General features: G+C 69.9%; 18 protein-coding genes. 8 read left to right on the top strand and 10 right to left on the bottom strand.

The genetic code is table 11. The features are described from left to right. The first annotated feature begins 66 nt into the window (after nt 1–66). From ATL40_RS00540 to ATL40_RS14615, 6 genes are all read left to right on the top strand, one after another. Entirely contained in the window at nt 67–618 is a 552-nt protein-coding gene (locus tag ATL40_RS00540; RefSeq protein ID WP_098467828.1) for an LURP-one-related/scramblase family protein, read from the top strand. Between the two features lie 159 nt (nt 619–777). Next, complete coding sequence (gene trxB / locus ATL40_RS00535) at nt 778–1,893, top strand: thioredoxin-disulfide reductase (protein ID WP_098467827.1); 1,116 nt, start codon at nt 778–780, stop codon at nt 1,891–1,893. Further along, complete coding sequence (arsB, locus tag ATL40_RS00530; RefSeq protein ID WP_098467826.1) at nt 1,890–3,029, top strand: ACR3 family arsenite efflux transporter; 1,140 nt, start codon at nt 1,890–1,892, stop codon at nt 3,027–3,029. The genes trxB and arsB overlap by 4 nt, the downstream gene beginning before the upstream one ends. 21 nt (nt 3,030–3,050) lie before the next feature. Beyond that, entirely contained in the window at nt 3,051–4,064 is a 1,014-nt protein-coding gene (locus tag ATL40_RS00525) for a metalloregulator ArsR/SmtB family transcription factor (RefSeq protein ID WP_098467825.1), read from the top strand. An 84-nt stretch (nt 4,065–4,148) separates the two neighbouring features. Then, on the top strand, nt 4,149–4,598 hold the full coding sequence (locus tag ATL40_RS00520) for an arsenate reductase ArsC (protein ID WP_098467824.1): 450 nt from the start codon (nt 4,149–4,151) through the stop codon (nt 4,596–4,598). A gap of 841 nt (nt 4,599–5,439) precedes the next feature. Further along, the gene (locus ATL40_RS14615; RefSeq protein WP_143556822.1) at nt 5,440–6,153 is read left to right on the top strand and encodes a glycoside hydrolase family 16 protein; all 714 of its coding nucleotides are present in this window, start codon (nt 5,440–5,442) and stop codon (nt 6,151–6,153) included. Nucleotides 6,154–6,239: 86 nt separating this feature from the next. Here ATL40_RS14615 and ATL40_RS00510 read toward each other — a convergent pair whose 3' ends face one another. The 6 genes from ATL40_RS00510 to ATL40_RS00485 all read right to left on the bottom strand — a co-directional run bounded on the left by ATL40_RS00510 (nt 6,240) and on the right by ATL40_RS00485 (nt 13,983). Then, nucleotides 6,240–8,516, bottom strand: a complete 2,277-nt coding sequence (locus ATL40_RS00510) for an exo-beta-d-1,3/1,6-glucosidase (protein WP_098467822.1) — start codon at nt 8,514–8,516, stop codon at nt 6,240–6,242. Next, a complete protein-coding gene (locus ATL40_RS00505; protein WP_098467821.1) occupies nt 8,513–9,583 on the bottom strand; it encodes an ABC transporter permease in 1,071 nt (356 codons plus the stop codon). The genes ATL40_RS00510 and ATL40_RS00505 overlap by 4 nt, the downstream gene beginning before the upstream one ends. 3 nt (nt 9,584–9,586) lie before the next feature. Beyond that, entirely contained in the window at nt 9,587–10,582 is a 996-nt protein-coding gene (locus tag ATL40_RS00500; protein WP_098467820.1) for an ABC transporter permease, read from the bottom strand. Continuing rightward, entirely contained in the window at nt 10,579–11,391 is an 813-nt protein-coding gene (locus ATL40_RS00495) for an ABC transporter ATP-binding protein (protein ID WP_098467819.1), read from the bottom strand. Before ATL40_RS00495 ends, ATL40_RS00500 begins: the two co-directional genes overlap by 4 nt. Next, entirely contained in the window at nt 11,388–12,212 is an 825-nt protein-coding gene (locus tag ATL40_RS00490) for an ABC transporter ATP-binding protein (RefSeq protein ID WP_098467818.1), read from the bottom strand. The genes ATL40_RS00495 and ATL40_RS00490 overlap by 4 nt, the downstream gene beginning before the upstream one ends. Before the next feature lie 82 nt (nt 12,213–12,294). Continuing rightward, nucleotides 12,295–13,983: an ABC transporter substrate-binding protein gene (locus ATL40_RS00485; protein WP_098467817.1), complete on the bottom strand. Its 1,689-nt coding sequence runs from the start codon at nt 13,981–13,983 to the stop codon at nt 12,295–12,297. 191 nt (nt 13,984–14,174) lie between these two features. Here ATL40_RS00485 and ATL40_RS00480 point away from each other — a divergent pair, with 191 nt between their 5' ends. Continuing rightward, nucleotides 14,175–14,840: a TetR/AcrR family transcriptional regulator gene (locus ATL40_RS00480; RefSeq protein ID WP_098467816.1), complete on the top strand. Its 666-nt coding sequence runs from the start codon at nt 14,175–14,177 to the stop codon at nt 14,838–14,840. Nucleotides 14,841–14,979: 139 nt separating this feature from the next. Here ATL40_RS00480 and ATL40_RS00475 read toward each other — a convergent pair whose 3' ends face one another. Both ATL40_RS00475 and ATL40_RS00470 read right to left on the bottom strand, forming a co-directional pair. Continuing rightward, nucleotides 14,980–15,348, bottom strand: coding sequence for a SpoIIAA family protein (locus ATL40_RS00475; RefSeq protein ID WP_098467815.1), 369 nt, complete (start codon nt 15,346–15,348; stop codon nt 14,980–14,982). Between the two features lie 59 nt (nt 15,349–15,407). Further along, nucleotides 15,408–15,818: a hypothetical protein gene (locus tag ATL40_RS00470; RefSeq protein ID WP_098467814.1), complete on the bottom strand. Its 411-nt coding sequence runs from the start codon at nt 15,816–15,818 to the stop codon at nt 15,408–15,410. Between the two features lie 116 nt (nt 15,819–15,934). Here ATL40_RS00470 and ATL40_RS00465 point away from each other — a divergent pair, with 116 nt between their 5' ends. Beyond that, complete coding sequence (locus ATL40_RS00465) at nt 15,935–16,579, top strand: hypothetical protein (protein ID WP_098467813.1); 645 nt, start codon at nt 15,935–15,937, stop codon at nt 16,577–16,579. On the opposite strand, the gene ATL40_RS00460 is transcribed toward ATL40_RS00465, so the two are convergent. After that, nucleotides 16,542–17,225 (bottom strand): response regulator, encoded by a 684-nt coding sequence (locus ATL40_RS00460; protein ID WP_098467812.1) that lies wholly within the window; start codon nt 17,223–17,225, stop codon nt 16,542–16,544. The two genes, ATL40_RS00465 and ATL40_RS00460, sit on opposite strands and share 38 nt — an antisense overlap. Then, entirely contained in the window at nt 17,222–18,613 is a 1,392-nt protein-coding gene (locus tag ATL40_RS00455; protein ID WP_098467811.1) for a sensor histidine kinase, read from the bottom strand. Before ATL40_RS00455 ends, ATL40_RS00460 begins: the two co-directional genes overlap by 4 nt. Nucleotides 18,614–18,844 lie beyond the last annotated feature (231 nt).

Below are 18,844 nucleotides of genomic sequence, written 5' to 3'. Positions count from 1 at the left end.
TCCTGGTCGCGTGGGCCGACGACACGGAATCCTCCGTCCGTAGCGAGGTCGTGCCAGGATCGGGGCATGGGGATCCTCGATCACGACGTCCTCGTCGTCGACCAGGTGACGGGCTTCATGAGCAACAACTTCGCCGTCTCGGACATGTCCGGCCGGCAGGTGGGTCACATCCACACCGAGGGCTCTGCGCTCGGACGGATGTTCGCGGGCAGCCGCGACTTCACGGTGGTGGACGAGACCGGGTGGGTGCTGCACCTGCACGACACCATGAACTGGTGGCGCGACCGGATGGAGATCCGCGACGGCGAGGGCATCGCGCTGGCCGAGGTGGTCAAGCGCCTGGCGTTCTTCCGCACCTCGTGCACTGTCACCCTGGACGGTTCCGCGCTCGACCTCACGGGCAGCCTGCGTGGGATGGACTTCACCCTCACCGGGCCGCGGGGGACCCTCGCCACCATCTCCCGGCAGTGGGCCGGGATCAGCCGGGCCTTCCTGGGCCGCAGCCGCTACGTGGTCAGCATGAGCCCCGATCTGAGCCACCGGGAGCGGCGCGCCCTCCTGGGGTCGGTGATCGCCCTGGACCTGATCCGCGCGAAAGAGAACATCAACGTGGGCTGACTGACCCAGCACCCGCCATCCGATCGGGTCCTCGTTCGGCACCCTCCTGGTGACCGTCCAGGCACGATTCGATGAACATCAATACAGCGCTTGCGCACCCGATCGATGACTGTCAATATAGACGCGGATCGATACTCACCGGATCGCACAAGGAGCCAGATGTCCACCCCATTCAACCCGTTCGCCGGGGCCTCGGCCCTGGGTGCCGTCTCCACACCGACCGACGATGCCGCTCCGGTGGACTCGGCCACCGTGGCCGCCACCCAGCGCAACCAGGACCCTGATGTGGTTCATGATGTGGTGATTGTGGGGTCGGGTCCGGCGGGGTATACCGCGGCGGTGTACGCGGCGCGGGCGCGGTTGGCGCCGATCGTGTTCGCCGGGAGTGTGAGCGCGGGTGGCGCGTTGATGAACACCACCGAGGTGGAGAACTTCCCCGGGTTCCCCGAGGGCATCCAGGGCCCGGACCTGATGGAGAACATGGCCGCCCAGGCCGAGAAGTTCGGCGCCGACATCCGCTTCGAGGACGTGGAGTCCCTCGACCTCACCAGCGATATCAAGACCCTCACCACCAGTGAGTCCGGCACCATCAAAGCCCGCGCGGTCATCCTGACCACCGGCTCGGCCTACCGCGAACTGGGCCTACCCGAGGAGAAGACCCTCTCCGGGCGTGGGGTCTCCTGGTGCGCCACCTGCGACGGGTTCTTCTTCCGCGACCAGGAGATCGCCGTGGTCGGCGGAGGCGACTCCGCCGTGGAGGAGGCCACCTTCCTGACCCGCTTCGCCTCCAAGGTCACCCTCATCCACCGCCGCGACGAACTGCGCGCCTCCCAGATCATGACCGAACGCGCCCTGGCCGACCCCAAGATCGAGATGGCCTGGAACAGCGAGATCATCGCCATCCACGGCACCGAGAAACTCACCGGCCTCACCCTGCGCGACACCACCACCGGCGCCACCCGCCACCTCGCGGTCACCGGCCTGTTCGAAGCCATCGGGCACCTACCGCGCACCGAACTCCTGCACGGCCAGGTCGACCTGGACGAGGAGGGCTACATCACCGTGGCCCACCCCACCACCCAGACCAACCTGCCCGGCGTCTTCGCCGCCGGCGACGTCGTGGACCACACCTACCGCCAAGCCATCACCGCCGCCGGCACCGGCTGCTCCGCCGCCCTGGACGCCGAACGCTACCTCGCCACCCTGCAGGCCGCCCCCGCCTCACCCGCCAACACCCAAGCCGCCCTCAACGCCACCACGGGAGCCTCTGCATGAACACCCCCCAGCCCGTCGGCATCTCCACGCCCAGCACCGCGAGCGATCCCGGAACGGCTGCGACCACCGCGCGGCTGTCCACCCTGGACCGCTGGCTGCCGGCCTGGATCGGCCTGGCAATGATCGGCGGCCTGCTGCTCGGCCGGTTCATTCCCGGAGTGTCGGACCTCCTGGCCAGCATGGAGGTGGGCGGGATCTCCATCCCGATCGCGCTGGGCCTGCTGGTGATGATGTACCCCGTCCTGGCCAAGGTGCGCTACGACCGGGTGGCCTCCGTGACCGGCGACAAGCGCCTCCTGATCAGTTCGCTGATGCTGAACTGGCTCGTCGGCCCCGCCCTGATGTTCACCCTGGCGTGGATCTTCCTGGCGGACCTGCCGGAGTACCGCACCGGCCTGATCATCGTGGGCCTGGCCCGCTGCATCGCGATGGTGGTGATCTGGAACGATCTGGCGTGCGGCGACCGGGAGGCCGCGGCCGTGCTGGTCGCGATCAACTCCGTGTTCCAGGTGCTCGCGTTCTCCCTGCTCGGCTACTTCTACCTCACGGTGCTGCCCGGCTGGCTGGGCCTGGACTCCCAGGGCCTGGACGTGTCGATGGGCGAGATCGCCCTGAACGTGCTGGTCTTCCTCGGCATCCCGCTGGTGGCCGGGTTCCTCTCCCGCATCATCGGCGAGCGGACCAAGGGTCGCGACTGGTACGAGGAGAAGTTCATCCCGACCGTCGGGCCCTGGGCGCTGTACGGCCTGCTGTTCACCATCGTGCTGTTGTTCGCCCTGCAGGGCGAGGCCGTCACCTCCAACCCGCTGGACGTGGCCCGCATCGCGCTGCCCCTGCTGGTCTACTTCGCGGTCATGTGGGCCATCGGGATGGTCACCGGGAAGGCCCTGGGCATGGGGTATGCCCGCTCCACCACGCTCGCGTTCACCGCAGCGGGCAACAACTTCGAGCTCGCCATCGCGGTGGCGATCGGCACCTTCGGTGCGGCCTCCGGCCAGGCCCTGGCGGGCGTCGTCGGCCCCCTCATCGAGGTGCCGGTCCTGGTGGGTCTCGTGTACGTCGCCCTGTGGGCCGGTCGGCGCTGGTTCGCGGGCGACCCGACGGCGCCCCGCGCCGTGATCCCCGAGGCCCGCTGAGCCCTGCCTGAGGAGGTGAGCATGACCACCATCGACGTCCCGATCGCGTCCGACGGCGTAGCCTCCCCGGCCACCGGGTTCGCCTTGGGCGAGGAGACGGCGGCTGTGTTGGCGCCGGTGTTGAAGGCGATGGCCGATCCGCTGCGGCTGCGGATGCTGTCCCACATCAGCGCCTCGCCCAGCGCGGAGGCGTGCGTCTGCGACCTGGCCGAGCTCACGGAGTTGTCCCAGCCGACCGTCTCCCACCACCTGAAGGTGATGCGGGAGGCGGGACTCCTGGCCACGCAGCGGCGTGGCACCTGGGTCTGGTACTCCCTCGCCCCGACGTATCGCGACGCCGTCACCCACCTGCTCAGTTCCTTCGCGCCCACCGTGGTGACCTCGAGGTGCGGCCCGGAGCACCCGCACGAGGTGCCCGAGGCGGACGAGGAGCTCGCGACCCTGGCCAAGGACCTCGCACGCGAGTTCCCGGCGTTGCCGGACGAGCTCGTGCTCGCCACCTGCCGGGAGTCCTTCGCGGGACTGGCTCGCTCCGCCGGTATCGGGGATGGCCTGTTCGCGGCGACCGCGCAGTTTGCCCGGCAGCGGCTGGAGGACCTCACCCGCGACCGCACCGGCTCCAGGCCACAGGTGTTGTTCGTGTGCGTGCAGAACGCGGGCCGCTCCCAACTCGCCGCGGCGATCGCGCGCAGCTACGCCGGCGATGCCGTGGTGGTCCGCTCCGCGGGCTCCACGCCCGCGGCACAGGTCCACCCCGGGGTGCAGGCGGTGCTCGACGACCTCGGCACCGCGCCGGAGGCCTTCCCCAAGCCACTGACCGACGACGCCGTGCGCGCCGCCGACGTCGTCATCACGATGGGCTGCGGCGACGTGTGCCCCATCGTCCCGGGCGTGCGGTACGAGGACTGGCAGGTCGGCGACCCGGCCCTGGCCTCCGAGGCCGGCGTGGCCGCCATCGCCGAGGACCTCGACAACCGGGTCCGCGCCCTGCTCGAAGATCTCACCCCGGACCTCGCGCTCCCCACCACGCAGTAGCGGCCCGACCACCCGCACCCGATCGACGTTCCCGACACCGCCACACCCGAGACCGCCGCACCCGAGACCCTTGGAGAACACCTCATGACCGAGAGCATCACTCCCGCCGAGACCGCCGAGACCGGCAAGCCCAGCGCCCTGTTCGTCTGCGTCCACAACGCGGGCCGCTCCCAGATGGCCGCGGGGTTCCTGCGGGCGCTGTCCGGCGGCGCTGTGGAGGTCCGCTCGGCCGGGTCCATGCCCGCCGAGCAGATCAACCCGGTGGCCGTGGAGGCGATGCTGGAGGTCGGCATCGACATCCGTGAGGAGAAGCCGAAGGTGCTGACCACCGAGGCCGTGCAGGCCTCCGACGTGGTCATCACCATGGGCTGCGGGGACGCCTGCCCCTACTTCCCCGGCAAGCGCTACCTGGACTGGAAGCTCGACGACCCGGCCGGTCAGGGCATCGACTCCGTCCGCCCGATCCGCGACGAGATCCGCACCCGCATCGAGGGACTGCTCGGGGAGATGGGCGTGGCGCCCGTCGCTCTCTGAGCCCTCCCACTCTGAGCCCTCCCACTAGCGCCGAGACCGTGCACGCCGCGGCGAGTCCGTGGCGGAATAGCACGGTCTCGGCGCGGCGGGCACGGTTTCGGCGCGGGTGTGATCGGACGCCGCCGCCCGCACATCGGTCCCCCCACCGGGAGCGGCGCGCTGGTAGTTTCGCATCGGATCGGACCGTTCGACGCCGTAGGGGGACCTTGCCGTGGCACCGTCACCCCACGTGCGTGTGCGCCGCCCCACTCGGGTAGCCGCGGGGGTGGGCATCGTGACGATCTCCGCGACCGCTGCCCTCGTGCTCGCCTCCGCCCTCGACGGGGCAGTGAGCAGCGAGAGCCGAGCAGGCCTGAGCGCCGCGGCCGCGGAGCGCGCACTCCAGGACCACCTGACCGCGCAGGCCCCACGCCCCCTCTCGCCGTCCCACGAGCCTGCCGCACCGGACCCGGAGCCACGCTCCACCACCCCGGGGGCGATCGAGGCCAGCCTTCTCCCCTCGCCCACCGCACACGCGCAACCCACCGCGCATGCGCAACCCACGGCGAGCAGTGACGGCGCGGAGACCGGCGAGCCCGCCGATGATCCATCGCCCGTCTCCCGCGCCGGGGCACCGCGTGAGGATGCCGCGCCCAGCACCCCGACGCCCAGCACCCCGACGCTCTCACCCGCGCCGCCCTCACCCGCGCCGCTGCCCGCACGACCGACGCCGCCACCCGTCGTGACGCCGTCACCCACCCCCAGCCCGTCACAAGAACCGACCCCAGACCCAGACCCAGACCCAGACCCAGACCCAGACCCGGGCCCCGACCCAGACCCCGATGCGCTGAGCATCACCGCCATGCCGATAGGCGACGTCGGGGACTGGGAGCAGATCTACGCCCAGGACTTCACCGAGTCCGTGGCGCGCGGCTCCTTCCTCACCTCGCGGTACACCGACCAGCTCCTCGCCTACGACGGGCCCGACACCTCGGGGAAGGGCCGCTACGACGCCGAGTCAGTGCTGTCGGTGCAGGACGGCCGGCTGACGTGGGACATCGGGACGCGCGACGGCGTGCCGCGGGTCGCGGGTGTGGCCGTGCGCCATCCCGGCACCGGGTGGGGCGAGCAGTACGGGCGCTACAGCTTCCGACTGCGCGCGGACGTGGCACCGGGGTACAAGGTCGTCGGGATCCTGTGGCCGGACAGCGACGACTGGGGCGAAGGAGAGATCGACTTCCCCGAGGTCAACGAGCTGACCGGGGAGGAGACGATCTACGCCAACCGGTTCCGACCAGGCTCAGGCGCGGGCGCCCCGGGGGCCGCCGAGCGTTTCACCACCGACGTGCCGCTCGCCGGCACCGGCTGGCACACCGCCACGATCGAGTGGGCGCCCGATGCCCTCACCTTCCTGCTCGACGGCGAGGAGGTGGGCACCTTCACGGACGGCGTGCCGGACACCGCGTTCCACCTCGTGCTGCAGGTGGAGACGGAACTGTACGGCTCTGCGCCGGACCCGGGGACCAGCGGCCGCGTGGAGGTGGACTGGGTGACGATGTACGACTACGCGCCGTAGGACGAGACCCCACAAGAGCAGGCCCCACGCCGCGCGCGGCACATCCCGGCCGCAACGATCTGCGGCCGGGATGGCCCAGTGGCTTCTCAGGCGGGCAGTGCTTCGGTGCCCACGGTGAACCCCGCGCGCTGCAGGTCCTGGGTGCGCGAGGAGCGCCCGACCAGCAGTTCGAATGCGCCCGGTTCCACCACGCGCCGCCCCTGGGCATCCACGATCGTGCACTCGCGCACCGGCACCTCGATGCGCACCCGGGCGGCGGAGTGCGGCTCCACGACCACACGCCGGAACGCCTTGAGTTCCCGGTCCGTCCAACTCACGGAGGTCACGAGGTCGCAGACGTAGGCCTGCACCACCTCGTGGGCGGGACGATCGCCGTCGTTGTGGACCGTGATCTCCGCCACCAGGGTGTCCTCGAGGCCGACCTGCTCCCGCTCCAGCGTGAGATCGCTGTAGCGCACAGTCGTGTACCCGATGCCCTGCCCGAAGGCGTACGCCGGCGCCTGGGTGAGGTCCGCGTAGCGGTTACCGTGTTGGCCACGGATCTGGTTGTAGTAGGTGGGCTGCTGTCCGGCGTGCCGGGCGAAGGAGAGCGGGAGTCGCCCCGCGGGCTCGATGGCACCGAACACCAGTTCCGCCACGGCGCGGCCACCCTGCATCCCCGGGTTCGCCGCCCAGATCAGGGCCGCGGCCTGCTCCAGGCAGCGCGGCAACACGGGCGGCTTGGAGGCCACCAGCACCACGACCACCGGCGTCCCGGTCTCCACCAGGGCCTCGAGCATGGCAACCTGACCGCCCAGGAGTTCCAGCGTCGCGGTCGAGCGGCCCTCGCCGACCGTCTCGATGCGGTCCCCGACCACCGCGACGACCACATCGGCCTCGCGCGCGGAGGCGACCGCCTCGTCGATCAGTTGAGGGTCGGGCTCGGCCGGGACCACGATCGGGGGTCGAGGCTGACCATCCGGGAAGTGGGTGCCCTCCGGGTCCGCAGCGAGGGAGAGGATCTCCGCCCCCGGCGAGTAGGTCACGTCCGCATCGGCCGGCGCGATCGCCCGCAGCCCGTCCAGCACCGTGGTGATCATCTCGCGCGGCTGACCGTCCAGCCATCCGGCCTGCCCGCTGCCGCCGGCCCAGTCCCCGAGCTGGGTCTGTGCGTCATCGGCCAGCGGCCCCGCCACCGCGATCCGCAGGCCCGGCCGCGGGGTCAGGGGCAGGGTGCCGTCGTTCTCCAGCAGCACGAGGCTCTCGCGCGCCACCCGCAGGTTCAGTTCCGTGTGCTGCGCGGTCCCCACCACCGCGGCGACGTCCTCGCGGGGAAGCCGGGGGTTCTCGAAGAGCCCGAGCTCGAACTTCAGGGTGAGGATGCGCCGCACCGCCGGGTCCACCTCATCGGGCCGGAGCAAGCCGCGCTCCACCGCTTCCAGGGCGCCCTCGAAGAAGCCCGGGGTGGTCATCACGAGGTCGTTGCCCGCGCGGACCGCGGCCGCCGCGGCGTGGGCGTAGTCGGGCTGCACCTGCTGCTCCCAGACCATGCGGCCCACGTTGTCCCAGTCGGTGATGAGGGTGCCGGTGTAGTTCCACTCCCCGCGCAGCACCTCCGACAGGAGCCAGTCGTTGATCGTGATCGGCACCCCGTCCATGCTCTGGTAGCCGAGCATGAAGGTCCGGCAGCCCTCCCGGGCGACCCGCTCGAACGGCGGCAGGAACCACGACCTCAGCTTGCGCCGGGAGATGTCGGCCTCGGAGGCATCCCGTCCGCCCTGGGTCTCGGAGTACCCGGCGAAGTGCTTCGCGGTGGCCAGGATCGCCGTCGGGTCCTCCAGTCCCTCACCCTGGTAGCCGCGCACCATCGCCGAGGCCAACTCCCCGATCAGGTACGGGTCCTCCCCGAAGGTCTCGTTCACCCGGCCCCAGCGCAGGTCACGCGCGATGCACAGCACCGGGGAGAAGGTCCAGTGCACCCCGGTCGCGGCGACCTCCACGGCGGTGGCCCGGGCCACCTGCTCCACCAGGTCCGCGTTCCAGGTGCCGGCCATCCCCAGCTGCGTGGGGTAGATGGTGGCACCGGGCCAGAACGAGTGGCCGTGGATGCAGTCCTCACCCACCAGGAGCGGGATCTGCAGCCGGGTCTCCTGCGTGAGGCGGTGTGCCTGCAGCAGTCGCTCCTGCGAGGCGTGCAGGAGGGATCCGACGTGGCGTTCGTGCACGTGGTGGGTCAGGTCGTCGCGGGCGTCCAGTTGCAGCATCTGGCCGACCTTCTCGGGCAGTGTCATCCGCGCGAGCAGGTCCTCCACGCGCTCGGCGACGGACAGGTCGGTGTTGCGGTAGGCGGCGCTGCGGGTGTCGGGGCTGTGGACATCGGTCATGAGTCGCCCTCCGTTCGTGTGGTCGTGGGCTGGTCAGGGGGTGCGGCGATGCGCACGGTGGTGACGCTGCTGTTCGCGTCGATCCCGCGCTTGCGCAGGGCGCGGGATTGCTCACCGGCCGAGCGAAGTCGGGGGTTCACGTACTCGTCGATGCCGAAGTTGATCAGCGAGAGCGCGACCCCGAGGATCGCGATGCACAGACCCGCGGGGAGCCACCACCACCAGTAGGTGGGAAAGGCGCCGTTCTGCTGCGCCCAGAACAGGATGGTGCCCCAGTTCAGGTTCGAGATCGGGATGACGCCGATGAACGCCAGCGTGGTCAGGCCCAGCACCGCGGCCGTCACCGTGCCCACGAAGCTCGAGGCGATGATCGCCATGAGGTTCGGCAGCATCTCCACGAAGATGATGCGCCGCAGCGGTTCGCCGTTGGCGCGCGCCGCCTGGATGAAGTCACGGTTGCGCAGCGACATCGTCTGGGCTCGCAGCACACGGGCGCCCCACGCCCAGCCCGTGAAGGCGAGGACCGCGGCGATGACGATCAACGGGGGGTTCTGGTACTGGGAGGCGACGATGATGATGAGCGGCAGACCCGGGATCACGAGGAACACGTTCGTCACGGCCGAGAGCGACTCGCTGCGCCAGCCGCGGGTGTAGCCGGCGACCACACCGATGACCACGGCCACGAAGGTCGCGATGATGCCGGCGGTGAAGCCGACCACGAGCACCCCCCGGGTGCCGTACACGATCTGGCTGAAGACGTCCTCGCCCATGTGCGTGGTGCCGAGCCAGTGGGCCGAGGAGGGCCCCTGCCGCAGCGCCGTGTAGTCCTTCTCGAGCGGACCGTAGGGAGCGATGATGTTCCCGAAGACGGCGATGAGCACGAAGACGCCGAGGATCGCCAGGCCGGTGAGCGACTTGGGGTTGCGGAACATCGCGAAGGCCGAGCCGAGTTGCGACCAGAAGGTCCGCCGCGACGGGCCGGGGCGCGGCGCGAGCTGGGTGGCGGCCTCGGTGGCCGCGTCGGTGTCCTCGACAGGGGGCTGGGGTATCGACTGGGAAATGGACATCTCTCAGGCCTCCGCCTGCCGGGTACGGGGATCCAGGACGGCGTAGGCGACGTCGGCCAGGATGTTGGCAACGAGGACGGCCATGGTGATGATGAGGAACAGACCCTGCATGAGCGGGTAGTCCTTGGCCGTGGTGGCGTCCAGCAGGAGCTTGCCGACGCCGGGGTAGGAGAAGACCATCTCCATCACGATCGTCCCGCCCACGATGAAGCCGAGCGAGAGCGCGAAGCTCTGGATCTGGGGCAGCACCGCGTTGCGCGCGGCGTAGTGCCGCAGCACCCGCTTGTTCGGCATGCCCTTGGCCTGCGCCACGGTGATGTAGTCCTCGTCCAGGACGGTCAGCATCATGTTGCGCATGCCGAGGATCCAGCCGCCGAGGGAGGCGACGACGATCGTGATGGCCGGCAGCGCGCCGTGGTGGATGACCTGCCCGATGAAGTCGAGGCTGAACTCCGGCACGCTGCCCTTGTCGTAGGCGTGCGAGGCGGGGAACCAGTGCAGCGTGGAGGAGAACAGCGCGATCGCGATCAGACCGAGCCAGAAGTAGGGCACGGTCCCGAAGAAGGTGGTGACGGGGATCAGCGCGTCGAGCTTGCTGCCGCGGCGCCATCCGATGACGGCGCCCAGGGAGGTGCCCAGGACGAAGGAGATGATGGTGGCGATGCCGACCAGGCCCACCGTCCAGGGCAGCGCCGAGGAGATCACCTCGCCCACGGGTGCCAGGCCGTGGGAGAAGGACAGGCCGAGATCGCCGCTGAGCAGCAGGCGCCAGTACTCCACGTACTGCTGCCACAGGGACTTGTCCTCGTCGAGGCCGAAGAGGATCCGCAGGGCGTTCTCCGCCTCCGGGGTGATCTGTCCCGCCTGCTTCTGCATGTAGGCGGAGACGGGGTCGCCCTTCAACATCCGCGGCAGGAAGAAGTTGATGGTGATGGCCGCCCACGCCGTGAAGGCGTAGAAGAGGGCGCGACCAGCGATGAAGCGAACGGGGATTCTCATGCGGCACCTCCGCCGGTGGTGGCGGAACCGACGGCGAAGTGCGCCTCGGGGTCGGGCGAGGCAGCCCGCAGTTCCTGGGTGTAGGGGTCCTGCGGTCGCAGGATCACGTCGTCGGCGCTCCCGTGTTCCACGACCTTGCCGTGGTTGAGCACCATGATCTCGTCGCTGAAGTGCCGCGCGGTGGCGAGGTCGTGCGTGATGTAGAGGACTCCTAGACCCTCCTCGCGCTGCAGGTCGGCGAGCAGGTTCAGCACGCCGAGCCGGATCGAGACGTCCAGCATGGAGACCGGCTCGTCCGCCACGAGGAGCTTGGGCCGGGAGGCGAGCGCCCGCGCGATCGCGACACGCTGGCGCTGACCACCGGAGAGTTCGTGGGGGCGCCGGTCGATCGTCGCGTCCACATCGAGCCGGACCCGCTCCAGCAGTCGGCGCACCTCGGCATCGACCTGGTCCTTGGGCACGACCCGGTCCAGGCGCAGCGGGCGCTCGATGTGGTGGCGGATCGAGTGATACGGGTTGAGCGAGGCGAAGGGGTCCTGGAACACCATCCGCAGGGTCTGGCGATACCCGCGCAGGGCCCGCCCGCGGCGCGGGATCGGCGTGCCGTCCAGCAGGATCTCCCCGCTGGTGGGTCGCTCGAGCTGGGTGAGGATCTTCGCGATCGTGGACTTGCCGCTGCCGGACTGCCCCACCAGGGCGATGGTCTGGCGGTCCTGCAGCGTGAAGCTCACGTCGTCCAGGGCCCGCAGCGCCGAGGCGCCGCGCACGTGGTAGATCTTGCTGACATTGCGGAACTCGAGCGTGGTCATCGCTGGAGCACCCCCTTCTCGCCGGTCAGGCGGGGGAAGGACGCCAGGAGGGTCCTGGTGTAGTCGTGGCGCGGGTGCTCCCACAGCTCCCGCGCGCCGGAGAGCTCCACGATCTCGCCGGAACGCATCACCGCGATCCGGTCGCTGATCTCCAGGAGCAGGGGCAGATCGTGGGTGATGAACACGACGGAGAACCCGAACTCGTGGCGCAGTTCGGAGATCTGGCGCAGGATCTCGCGTTGCACGAGCACGTCGAGCGCGGTGGTGGGCTCGTCCATCACCATGAGTTGGGGCCGCAACGCGAGGGCCATCGCGATCATCACCCGCTGACGCATCCCGCCGGAGAGCTCGTGGGGGTAGGACCGCAACCGGTCCTTGCCCACCGCCACGATCTCCAGCAGATCCGCGCACTCCGCGCGGCGCTGCGCCTTGGTCATCCCGGGACGATGGATGCGGAACACGTCATCCAGCTGGGCGCCGATCGTGGCCACCGGGTTCAGGGCGTTCATCGCCCCCTGGAAGACCATCGAGATCTTGTCCCAGCGGAACACCCGCATCGCCTCGGCATCCAGGGCGTTGACGTCGATCACCTCGCCCCCGGCGTCGTGGAAGTGCACGGAGCCGCTCGTGATCACCGCCGGGGGCTTGAGCAGACGCTGGACCCCGTAGGCCAGGGTGGTCTTGCCGCAGCCGCTCTCGCCGGCGAGCCCGAGGATCTCCCCGCGCTTCAACTCCAGGCTCACGTGCTTGACGGCCTCCACGGGTGTCTCCACGTCGTAGAGGACCGAGAAGTCCTTGATGGACATCAATGTCTCAGGCATGCGCTGTCGCTCTCGTCTCGGCCCCGGGGGTGGGGGTCCGATGGCACTCGGACCCCCACCCCGCCGTGGCAGCGGATGGGGCCTAGTTGGCCGGCTCGAGTCGGGTCATGATCATCGCGGCCGTCACCTGCACGGGGTCGGCGGTCGCATACGGGTCCTCCTCGTTGGGCCACCCGACGTAGCTGCGGGTGTTGTACTCGCCCAGGAACGGGTGCGTGCCGACCGGGATCACCGGCACCTCCTCCACGAAGATCTGCTGGATCCGGTTCAGGGCCTCGGTGCGCTCCTCGTCACTGGACGTGGTCGCGTAGGTGTCCAGCAGCGCCGTCGCCTCCTCGTTCTCGAACCGCCCGAAGTTGTAGTCGACCAGGTCCCCGGCGAGCAGCCAGCGGCCGTCCATCGTGTCGGAGTAGAGGTCGTACGGCGTGGAGCCCGCGTCCGTCCAGTGCATGATCGCGTCGAAGTCGCCGCTGCGCTTGTTCTCCCACCACGTGTCGGCGTCGGGGGTGTCCACCAGCACCTCGGCGCCCAGGGTCTGCCCGACCTGGTCGGCGATCAGGCTGATCCCGGTGACGTAGTCGTTCCACCCCTGAGGCACGCTCAGTTCGAAGGAGACCGGCTCACCGTCCGGGTCGATCAGGCTCTCGCCCTCCCAGGTGTACCCGGCGTCTGCCAGGATCTCCCGCGCGCCGTCCACGTCGATGGCGAACTCCTCGCCCTGGAACTCCGGGGCGATGTACTGCTCACCGACCGGGGTGGGCAGTCCGGTGACCGAGGTGAGCTCCGGGCCCGCGTTCTCCCGGGCGATGGTGGTGTGCTGCTCGCGATCGATCACCATGTTCACGGCCTGCCGGAACGCGACGTCGTCGAACGGCTTCTCCTGCACGTTGAGGAACAGCACGTCGGGCGCCATCACGTTGGCCGCCCAGAACACGTTGTGCTCGGGGTCCTTGTCGACGAAGGCCTCCTGCACGTTCGGGATGAACGCCTGGGCCCAGTCCGCGTCGCCGTTGGCCAGAGCCGTGGTCAGCGCGGTGTTGTCGTTGTAGGAGACGTAATACAGGGTCGGGACCGCCAGGTCACCGCCCCAGTAGTCGGACCGCGCGGTGAGCTCGACGCTCTGGCTCGAGAAGTTCTCCAGCGTGTAGGGGCCGGTGCCGACCGGGTCCGGGTTGGTCTCCGTGGTCGGGTCGGCCACGTTCTCCCAGATGTGCTTGGGCACCATCGGCATGTGCAGCACCTGGGACTGCTTGACGAACTTGGACTCGGCGAAGGTGAGCACCACCTCCTCCCCCTCCTGCTCCACACTGGTCAACTGGAGGTTGCCGGTGTCCAGCGCGGGGGTGTTCTGGATGAGCTCGAAACTGAAGACGATGTCCTCGGCGGTGAAGTCGGTGCCGTCGTTCCACGTCACGCCGGCGCGGGGCGTGACCCGCAGTTCGGTGTAGTCGTCGTTCCAGGCGATGGACTCGGCGAGCCACGGCGTGGTCTCGTTCTCCCCCACCAGGTTCACCATGGCCAAGGGCTCGAAGATCACGTTCTTGTAGCCGAGCTTGACCGCCGAGGAGTCGCCGATCCAGGGGTTGTTCGACTCCGTGGCGATGGAACCGTCCGGCTTCGCAATCGTCAGGGCCGTCCCCGTCGCGGACGCACCCCCGGACTGGCCTGAGTTCTCCTGCGCGCTGTCATCGCTCGTCGAGCAACCCGCCAGCGCGAGCGAACTGACGAGCATGGCTGCACCGGTGACCAGTAGGGACCTTCTGAGCTTCATCGCTTCTCCTCGAGCACGTTTGCACCTCGTCGGTGAGGGGGCCACGACCCCGTGACCTCTCACTTACTTTCTGGCAAGTAAGTGCTCCGGAGGTTACTCGACAGTCAGTAAACTTGGCAAGTGGCAGGCTGAGGCATGAGACGCTCTCCGCCTTCGGAGCGGGCGCCACCCACACGGCACAGGAGGACCACATGGCTGATGAGGCCTCGACCACGGCGCGGGTGCGGCCGGCCACGGCGGCGAAGCGGGAGCAGATCCTGCGGGCTGCCGTGGAGACCTTCGGGAACAAGGGGTACGCCAACGGCACCCTGAACGACATCGCCGAACAGGTCGGCATCACCCACGCCGGGGTGCTGCATCACTTCGGCTCGAAGCAGAAGTTGCTCCTGGAGGTGATCAGTTACCGCGACCACACCGACGTGCAGGACTTCGAGGCGCAGCACATGCCCGGAGGCGCGGATCTCTTCCTGCACCTGGTGCGCACCGCCCTGCTGAACGAGTCCCGGCCGGGCATCGTCCAGGTCTATACGGTGCTCTCCAGTGAGGCCGTGACCGAGGACCACCCGGCCCGCGACTACTTCCAGCGCCGATACCAGAGCCTGCGCGCGGAGGTCGGCGAGGCCTTCGAGGTGATCTGCCGACAGGAGGGCGTGACGGACCGGTCAGTGATCGCGGCCGCATCCGCGAGCATCTTGGGGGTCATGGACGGACTGCAGTTGCAGTGGCTCCTGCACCCCGAGGAGGTGGGGCTGGCCGAGGCCACCGAGTTCGCGATCCGCTCCATCGTCAACGGCGTGCTCCACCCCGGTCCCCCGCTGAAGGACCTCAAGGCGGCGAACGACGCGGACGGCACGTAGTCGACCCGATCGTGCCACCCTGAGGACCCGCGCGGGCACACGACCCGCGAAGCCGTGGCTCCTGCGCCGAGGACGTGGCCCACGACCACGCCCTCGACGCACACGCAACGGACTCGCGGGGTAGAGGGAAGAGGGCTCCTCAGCCGGCGGCGGCCCAGGCGATGGCCTCGGCCTCGGCGGACTCCGCGAACACCTGCACCTCGCAACGGTAGAAGTGCAGGAAGAAGTGCACCGCCCCGGAGATCCAGTGGGTGTCCGTGACCACGGCGATGCGGCCGAACTCCTTGGCGGGGGTGGTGGCGCCGACCTTCGCGTCCTGCGCCATGGCCCCGAGGCTGAAGCGCTCCACGTCCTGTCCGATGACGTAGACGACGTTGACCTTCTCCTGTGAGGCGTGCGCGGCCTCCATCGCGGGTTCCAGCACGTCGCGGTAGTCCTCGGCGCTGATGACGCCGCTCGCGCGGAAACCGATGGTTCCGGCGGGGAGGTTCTCGATCGTGGTGAGCATGGCGCCGAGTGTGCCGCTGAGTGGCAGGGTCCGCCACCGGGACCAAGAGCGCCGCCTGCTCAGCGCCCGGGGCGTCGCAGCGGGATGCCGCCCACCGAGGGCGGCTCGGGGTCGATGGTCCCCGGCGGCACCTGCGCATCCACCGGGCGGGGCGAGGGACCCACCCAGACCTGCCAGGCGCCGTCGTGCACGAACGCCTCCCCGGGGTGGGTCAGCACGCCTCGCCGCGGCAGCTGCGCCCGGAGCTCGGCCTCGTGATCCACGGGCACGAACGCCACATTGCGGTTGCGCAGGAGGATGACCATGCGGGCGCCGGGGACGACGTCGATCCCCACCTCGATCGGCACGCTCGCGCCGACCCGGGGCCGGCCGAGCAGAGCCTCCAGCGCCGGCGCGTGCGCCGCCGCCTCCTGCGCCACGAATCCCGCGGTGAGGTGGGCGGGGTGGGGGCTGCGCCGTCGCCATCGCATGCCTCATTGTCGCCGTTCCCCACGGCAAAGTCAGACTTGTACAAAAGTACATTCCGGTTTAGCCGTTTCCGCGGTAACGTGACGCGAATATGTGCAGCGAGGGGTCGGGGGGCGGCATGGAACTGGTTTCGACCTGTTACACAGCGACGGCGCCGGCTGATTCGCGCCGAGGAACGGCGGCGACGCGCCGTGGTGCGGCAGGCGGGGCACCGGAGGCCGAGGCGCGACTCCTCCCTGAGGGCACTCACCTCCTCGCACTCACCCAGCCGCGCGCCAGGAGACTTCGCCTCACGCTCACGCTACCCACCGGGTGGCGCACGGTCAGCGCCGAGGACCGCGCGCTGCTGCGCCTGCTGCGCCTGTTGATCCGGCAGGACAGCCTCACCACGTGCCGCAGCGATCGAGACCGCGAGCTGACGCTGGGCGGGATGAGCCTGCACGTGCAGACCGAGGCCGATCGCACGCAGTTCCTCCTCACCGCGCCCGCCGCTCCCCTCCAGCCCGCGGCGGAACTGCTGCTGGACGTGGCGTTCCTGCCCGCGATGCGCCAGGAGCAGATCGATGCCCAGGTCCACGCCCTGCGTGCCGCGGCGCCGCACGCGGCGCTTCCGCCGTCGCTGGGTGCCGAGGACCTGCGCGCCGAGCACCGGCGCCTGTTCAGTGCGGAACACGGCCTCCTGGTGGCCTCGGGCCCGGGTTCGGCGAGCGCGATGATCCACGACCTCACCGCTGCGGTGCGTGCCGTCCTTGCGGCTCGGTGAGGTCGATCAGGCCGTGCCGCATCGCACTCACGAGGATCTGCACCCGGTCACGCACCTCGAGCTTGGTCATGATCCGCACCAGTCGGGCCTTCACTGTCGACTCCGCGATGAAGAGCACGTCGCTCATCTCGCGATTGCTCATCCCCTCGGCCAGCAGCTGGATGACCTGCAGTTCCTTGTCCGTCAGTGCCTCCAGGAGAGCGGGGTCCGGCTGGACGGCGCGCATCGACTCCTGCAGGCCGGCCACCACGTGGCGGGTGACGGCCGGGGAGAGGACCGACTCTCCGGCCACGGCAGCGGCGATCGCCGCCCGTAGGTCACGGGGCCGGGTGTCCTTGACCAGGTAGCCGCTCGCACCGGCGCGCAACAGATCCACCACGTAGCGGTCGGAGGTGAACGTGGACATCCCGAGGATGCAGACCTCGGGGTGCGCCCGGTGGATGGCCTCGGTGGCGGCCACGCCGTCCATACCGGGCATCTGCATGTCCATCAGGATGATGTCGGGGCCCAGCGCCTGGGCCTGCCGGACTGCAGTCTCACCGTCCGCGGCCTCACCGACCACCTCGATGGTCGGGTCGGCCTCCAGGTAGTCCCGCAGGATCTCTCGGGTCATGGCTTCGTCGTCCACCACCAGGACTGTGATCACGCGCGCTCGCTCTCCTCCCGCGCCTGCTCCGGGGGCGCCCCGGCGGCGCCGCTCGCTTCTACGGTGGCACGCCCGGGCAGTGGAATGGTCATCGAAGTTCGCCAGCGCACGCCGTGACCGGTGGAGCGCGGGGCGCGCGCCGAGGCGTTCTGGGCCCCCACGACTCCTGCGGACACCCGCCCCCCGAACACCTCGCACCGGGCACGCATCGCCGCGATCCCGGCGCGGGTGGACGGCGCCTGGCCGCCGCTGCCCGGATCGGCCACGGAGTTCTCGACGGCGAGCTCCAGGTGGGCCTCCCCGACCACCAGCCGCACGCCCACGATGGCAGCAGGGTCGGCGTACTTGAGCACATTGGTCCCCAGTTCCCGCATCGTGCGCGAGAGGACCTGCCACACACTGACCGGCACGAGGTCGAGGTCTCCCTCGATGTCGAGTTCCACCGGGAAGCCGGCACGTTCCAGATCCGCCGCGATGCTGCGCAGTTGCGCCGTGACGTGCTCCGCGGCCGTCGCTTCGCCGCCCGGTTCCCCGGCGCCCGGTTCACCGGCGCCCGGTTCACCGGCGCCCGGTTCCCCGATGTCCGATGCGCCGGCGCCCGGCGCCGATCTGCCGCCGGGGAGAGCGGACGGCTCCTGCGCGGCGTCACTGCTCAGCAGCGCCACGAGCCGGCGCAGGTCCTGCAGCGCGCTCGAGGCCGAGTCACCGATGCTCTCCAGGATCGCGGCGCTCTTGTCCGGATCACGCAGCATCTCGGCGCGGCGCGCCTGCATCGCGATCACGGTCACATCGTGCGCCACCACGTCGTGCAGCTCCAGAGCCAGTCGCGCCCGCTCCTCCACACGCACCTGCGCCTGCTCCTCGCGCAGTCGCGCCACCCGCGCGGTGGCCACCTCGGACCGGGTGCGGAAGAGGTCGGCCGCAAGGCCTGCCGACGCCGCGAGCGAACCGGTGACCGTCAGTCCGATGAACACGGGCAGCCGCCCGGGCGCCAGGAGCGCTGAGGCCAACAGGAGCGCGAAGAAGGCGCCGCCGAACGCGAGGGCCGCACGCCGCGGGAGCCCATAGGCGGCGAACCCGATGGCGATCAGCATCGGCGCCACCGCCGCCGACAGCATCAGGCTGTCCGGCGGGGCGCTCATTGTTACGACGAAGACCACCAGGGTCGTGACCGCGCCCACGATGATGCCGACGGGAAGCACCAGCAGCGGCAGGTAGGGGATGACCAGCGAGAACCACCCGGAGGGTGCGGAGAGGTCCACCGTGTCGGTCACCACGTCGCTGATCATGAAGGCCAGTCCCAGGCCGATCAGTGCCCCGCGAAGCGGCCATCCGCCCGGCACCGGGCGCACGAGGGTGCGGCGCTGTTCCTGGACGCCCCCCGTCATGTGAACGAGCGTAGTGCGATGCCGAGGGATGTGCCGTGCGATGCCACCCGTCGAGAATTGTCCTTTTGGCTATCCCCATCGCATCTCGGATCGCGCAACGATGGCAACACGCGCCGAAGAGACTCGGGCGATGGTTCCGGGGGGAAGCATGGTGGGGGTCCTGGCGAGCGCGCTCGCAACCACCGGCATGGTTCTCGGTTCCAGCGTGCTGACCGCCTCTGCGGGCGAAGT

Origin of the sequence: Serinibacter salmoneus, assembly GCF_002563925.1 — a bacterium.
GTDB classification, from domain to species: domain Bacteria; phylum Actinomycetota; class Actinomycetes; order Actinomycetales; family Beutenbergiaceae; genus Serinibacter; species Serinibacter salmoneus.
This window is presented reverse-complemented; position numbering and strand designations above follow the sequence as displayed.

Bases quoted from the DNA above. Each gene is read 5' to 3' on its own strand.
- ATL40_RS00455 (WP_098467811.1), bottom strand. From the start codon at position 18,613: ATGACGGGGGGCGTCCAGGAACAGCGCCGCACCCTCGTGCGCCCGGTG.
- ATL40_RS00485 (WP_098467817.1), bottom strand. From the start codon at position 13,983: ATGAAGCTCAGAAGGTCCCTACTGGTCACCGGTGCAGCCATGCTCGTC.
- trxB (WP_098467827.1), top strand. From the start codon at position 778: ATGTCCACCCCATTCAACCCGTTCGCCGGGGCCTCGGCCCTGGGTGCC.
- ATL40_RS00470 (WP_098467814.1), bottom strand. From the start codon at position 15,818: ATGCGATGGCGACGGCGCAGCCCCCACCCCGCCCACCTCACCGCGGGA.
- ATL40_RS00475 (WP_098467815.1), bottom strand. From the start codon at position 15,348: ATGCTCACCACGATCGAGAACCTCCCCGCCGGAACCATCGGTTTCCGC.
- ATL40_RS00500 (WP_098467820.1), bottom strand. From the start codon at position 10,582: ATGAGAATCCCCGTTCGCTTCATCGCTGGTCGCGCCCTCTTCTACGCC.
- ATL40_RS00490 (WP_098467818.1), bottom strand. From the start codon at position 12,212: ATGCCTGAGACATTGATGTCCATCAAGGACTTCTCGGTCCTCTACGAC.
- arsB (WP_098467826.1), top strand. From the start codon at position 1,890: ATGAACACCCCCCAGCCCGTCGGCATCTCCACGCCCAGCACCGCGAGC.
- ATL40_RS00520 (WP_098467824.1), top strand. From the start codon at position 4,149: ATGACCGAGAGCATCACTCCCGCCGAGACCGCCGAGACCGGCAAGCCC.
- ATL40_RS00480 (WP_098467816.1), top strand. From the start codon at position 14,175: ATGGCTGATGAGGCCTCGACCACGGCGCGGGTGCGGCCGGCCACGGCG.
- ATL40_RS00505 (WP_098467821.1), bottom strand. From the start codon at position 9,583: ATGTCCATTTCCCAGTCGATACCCCAGCCCCCTGTCGAGGACACCGAC.
- ATL40_RS00495 (WP_098467819.1), bottom strand. From the start codon at position 11,391: ATGACCACGCTCGAGTTCCGCAATGTCAGCAAGATCTACCACGTGCGC.
- ATL40_RS00510 (WP_098467822.1), bottom strand. From the start codon at position 8,516: ATGACCGATGTCCACAGCCCCGACACCCGCAGCGCCGCCTACCGCAAC.
- ATL40_RS00540 (WP_098467828.1), top strand. From the start codon at position 67: ATGGGGATCCTCGATCACGACGTCCTCGTCGTCGACCAGGTGACGGGC.
- ATL40_RS14615 (WP_143556822.1), top strand. From the start codon at position 5,440: ATGCCGATAGGCGACGTCGGGGACTGGGAGCAGATCTACGCCCAGGAC.
- ATL40_RS00465 (WP_098467813.1), top strand. From the start codon at position 15,935: ATGGAACTGGTTTCGACCTGTTACACAGCGACGGCGCCGGCTGATTCG.
- ATL40_RS00525 (WP_098467825.1), top strand. From the start codon at position 3,051: ATGACCACCATCGACGTCCCGATCGCGTCCGACGGCGTAGCCTCCCCG.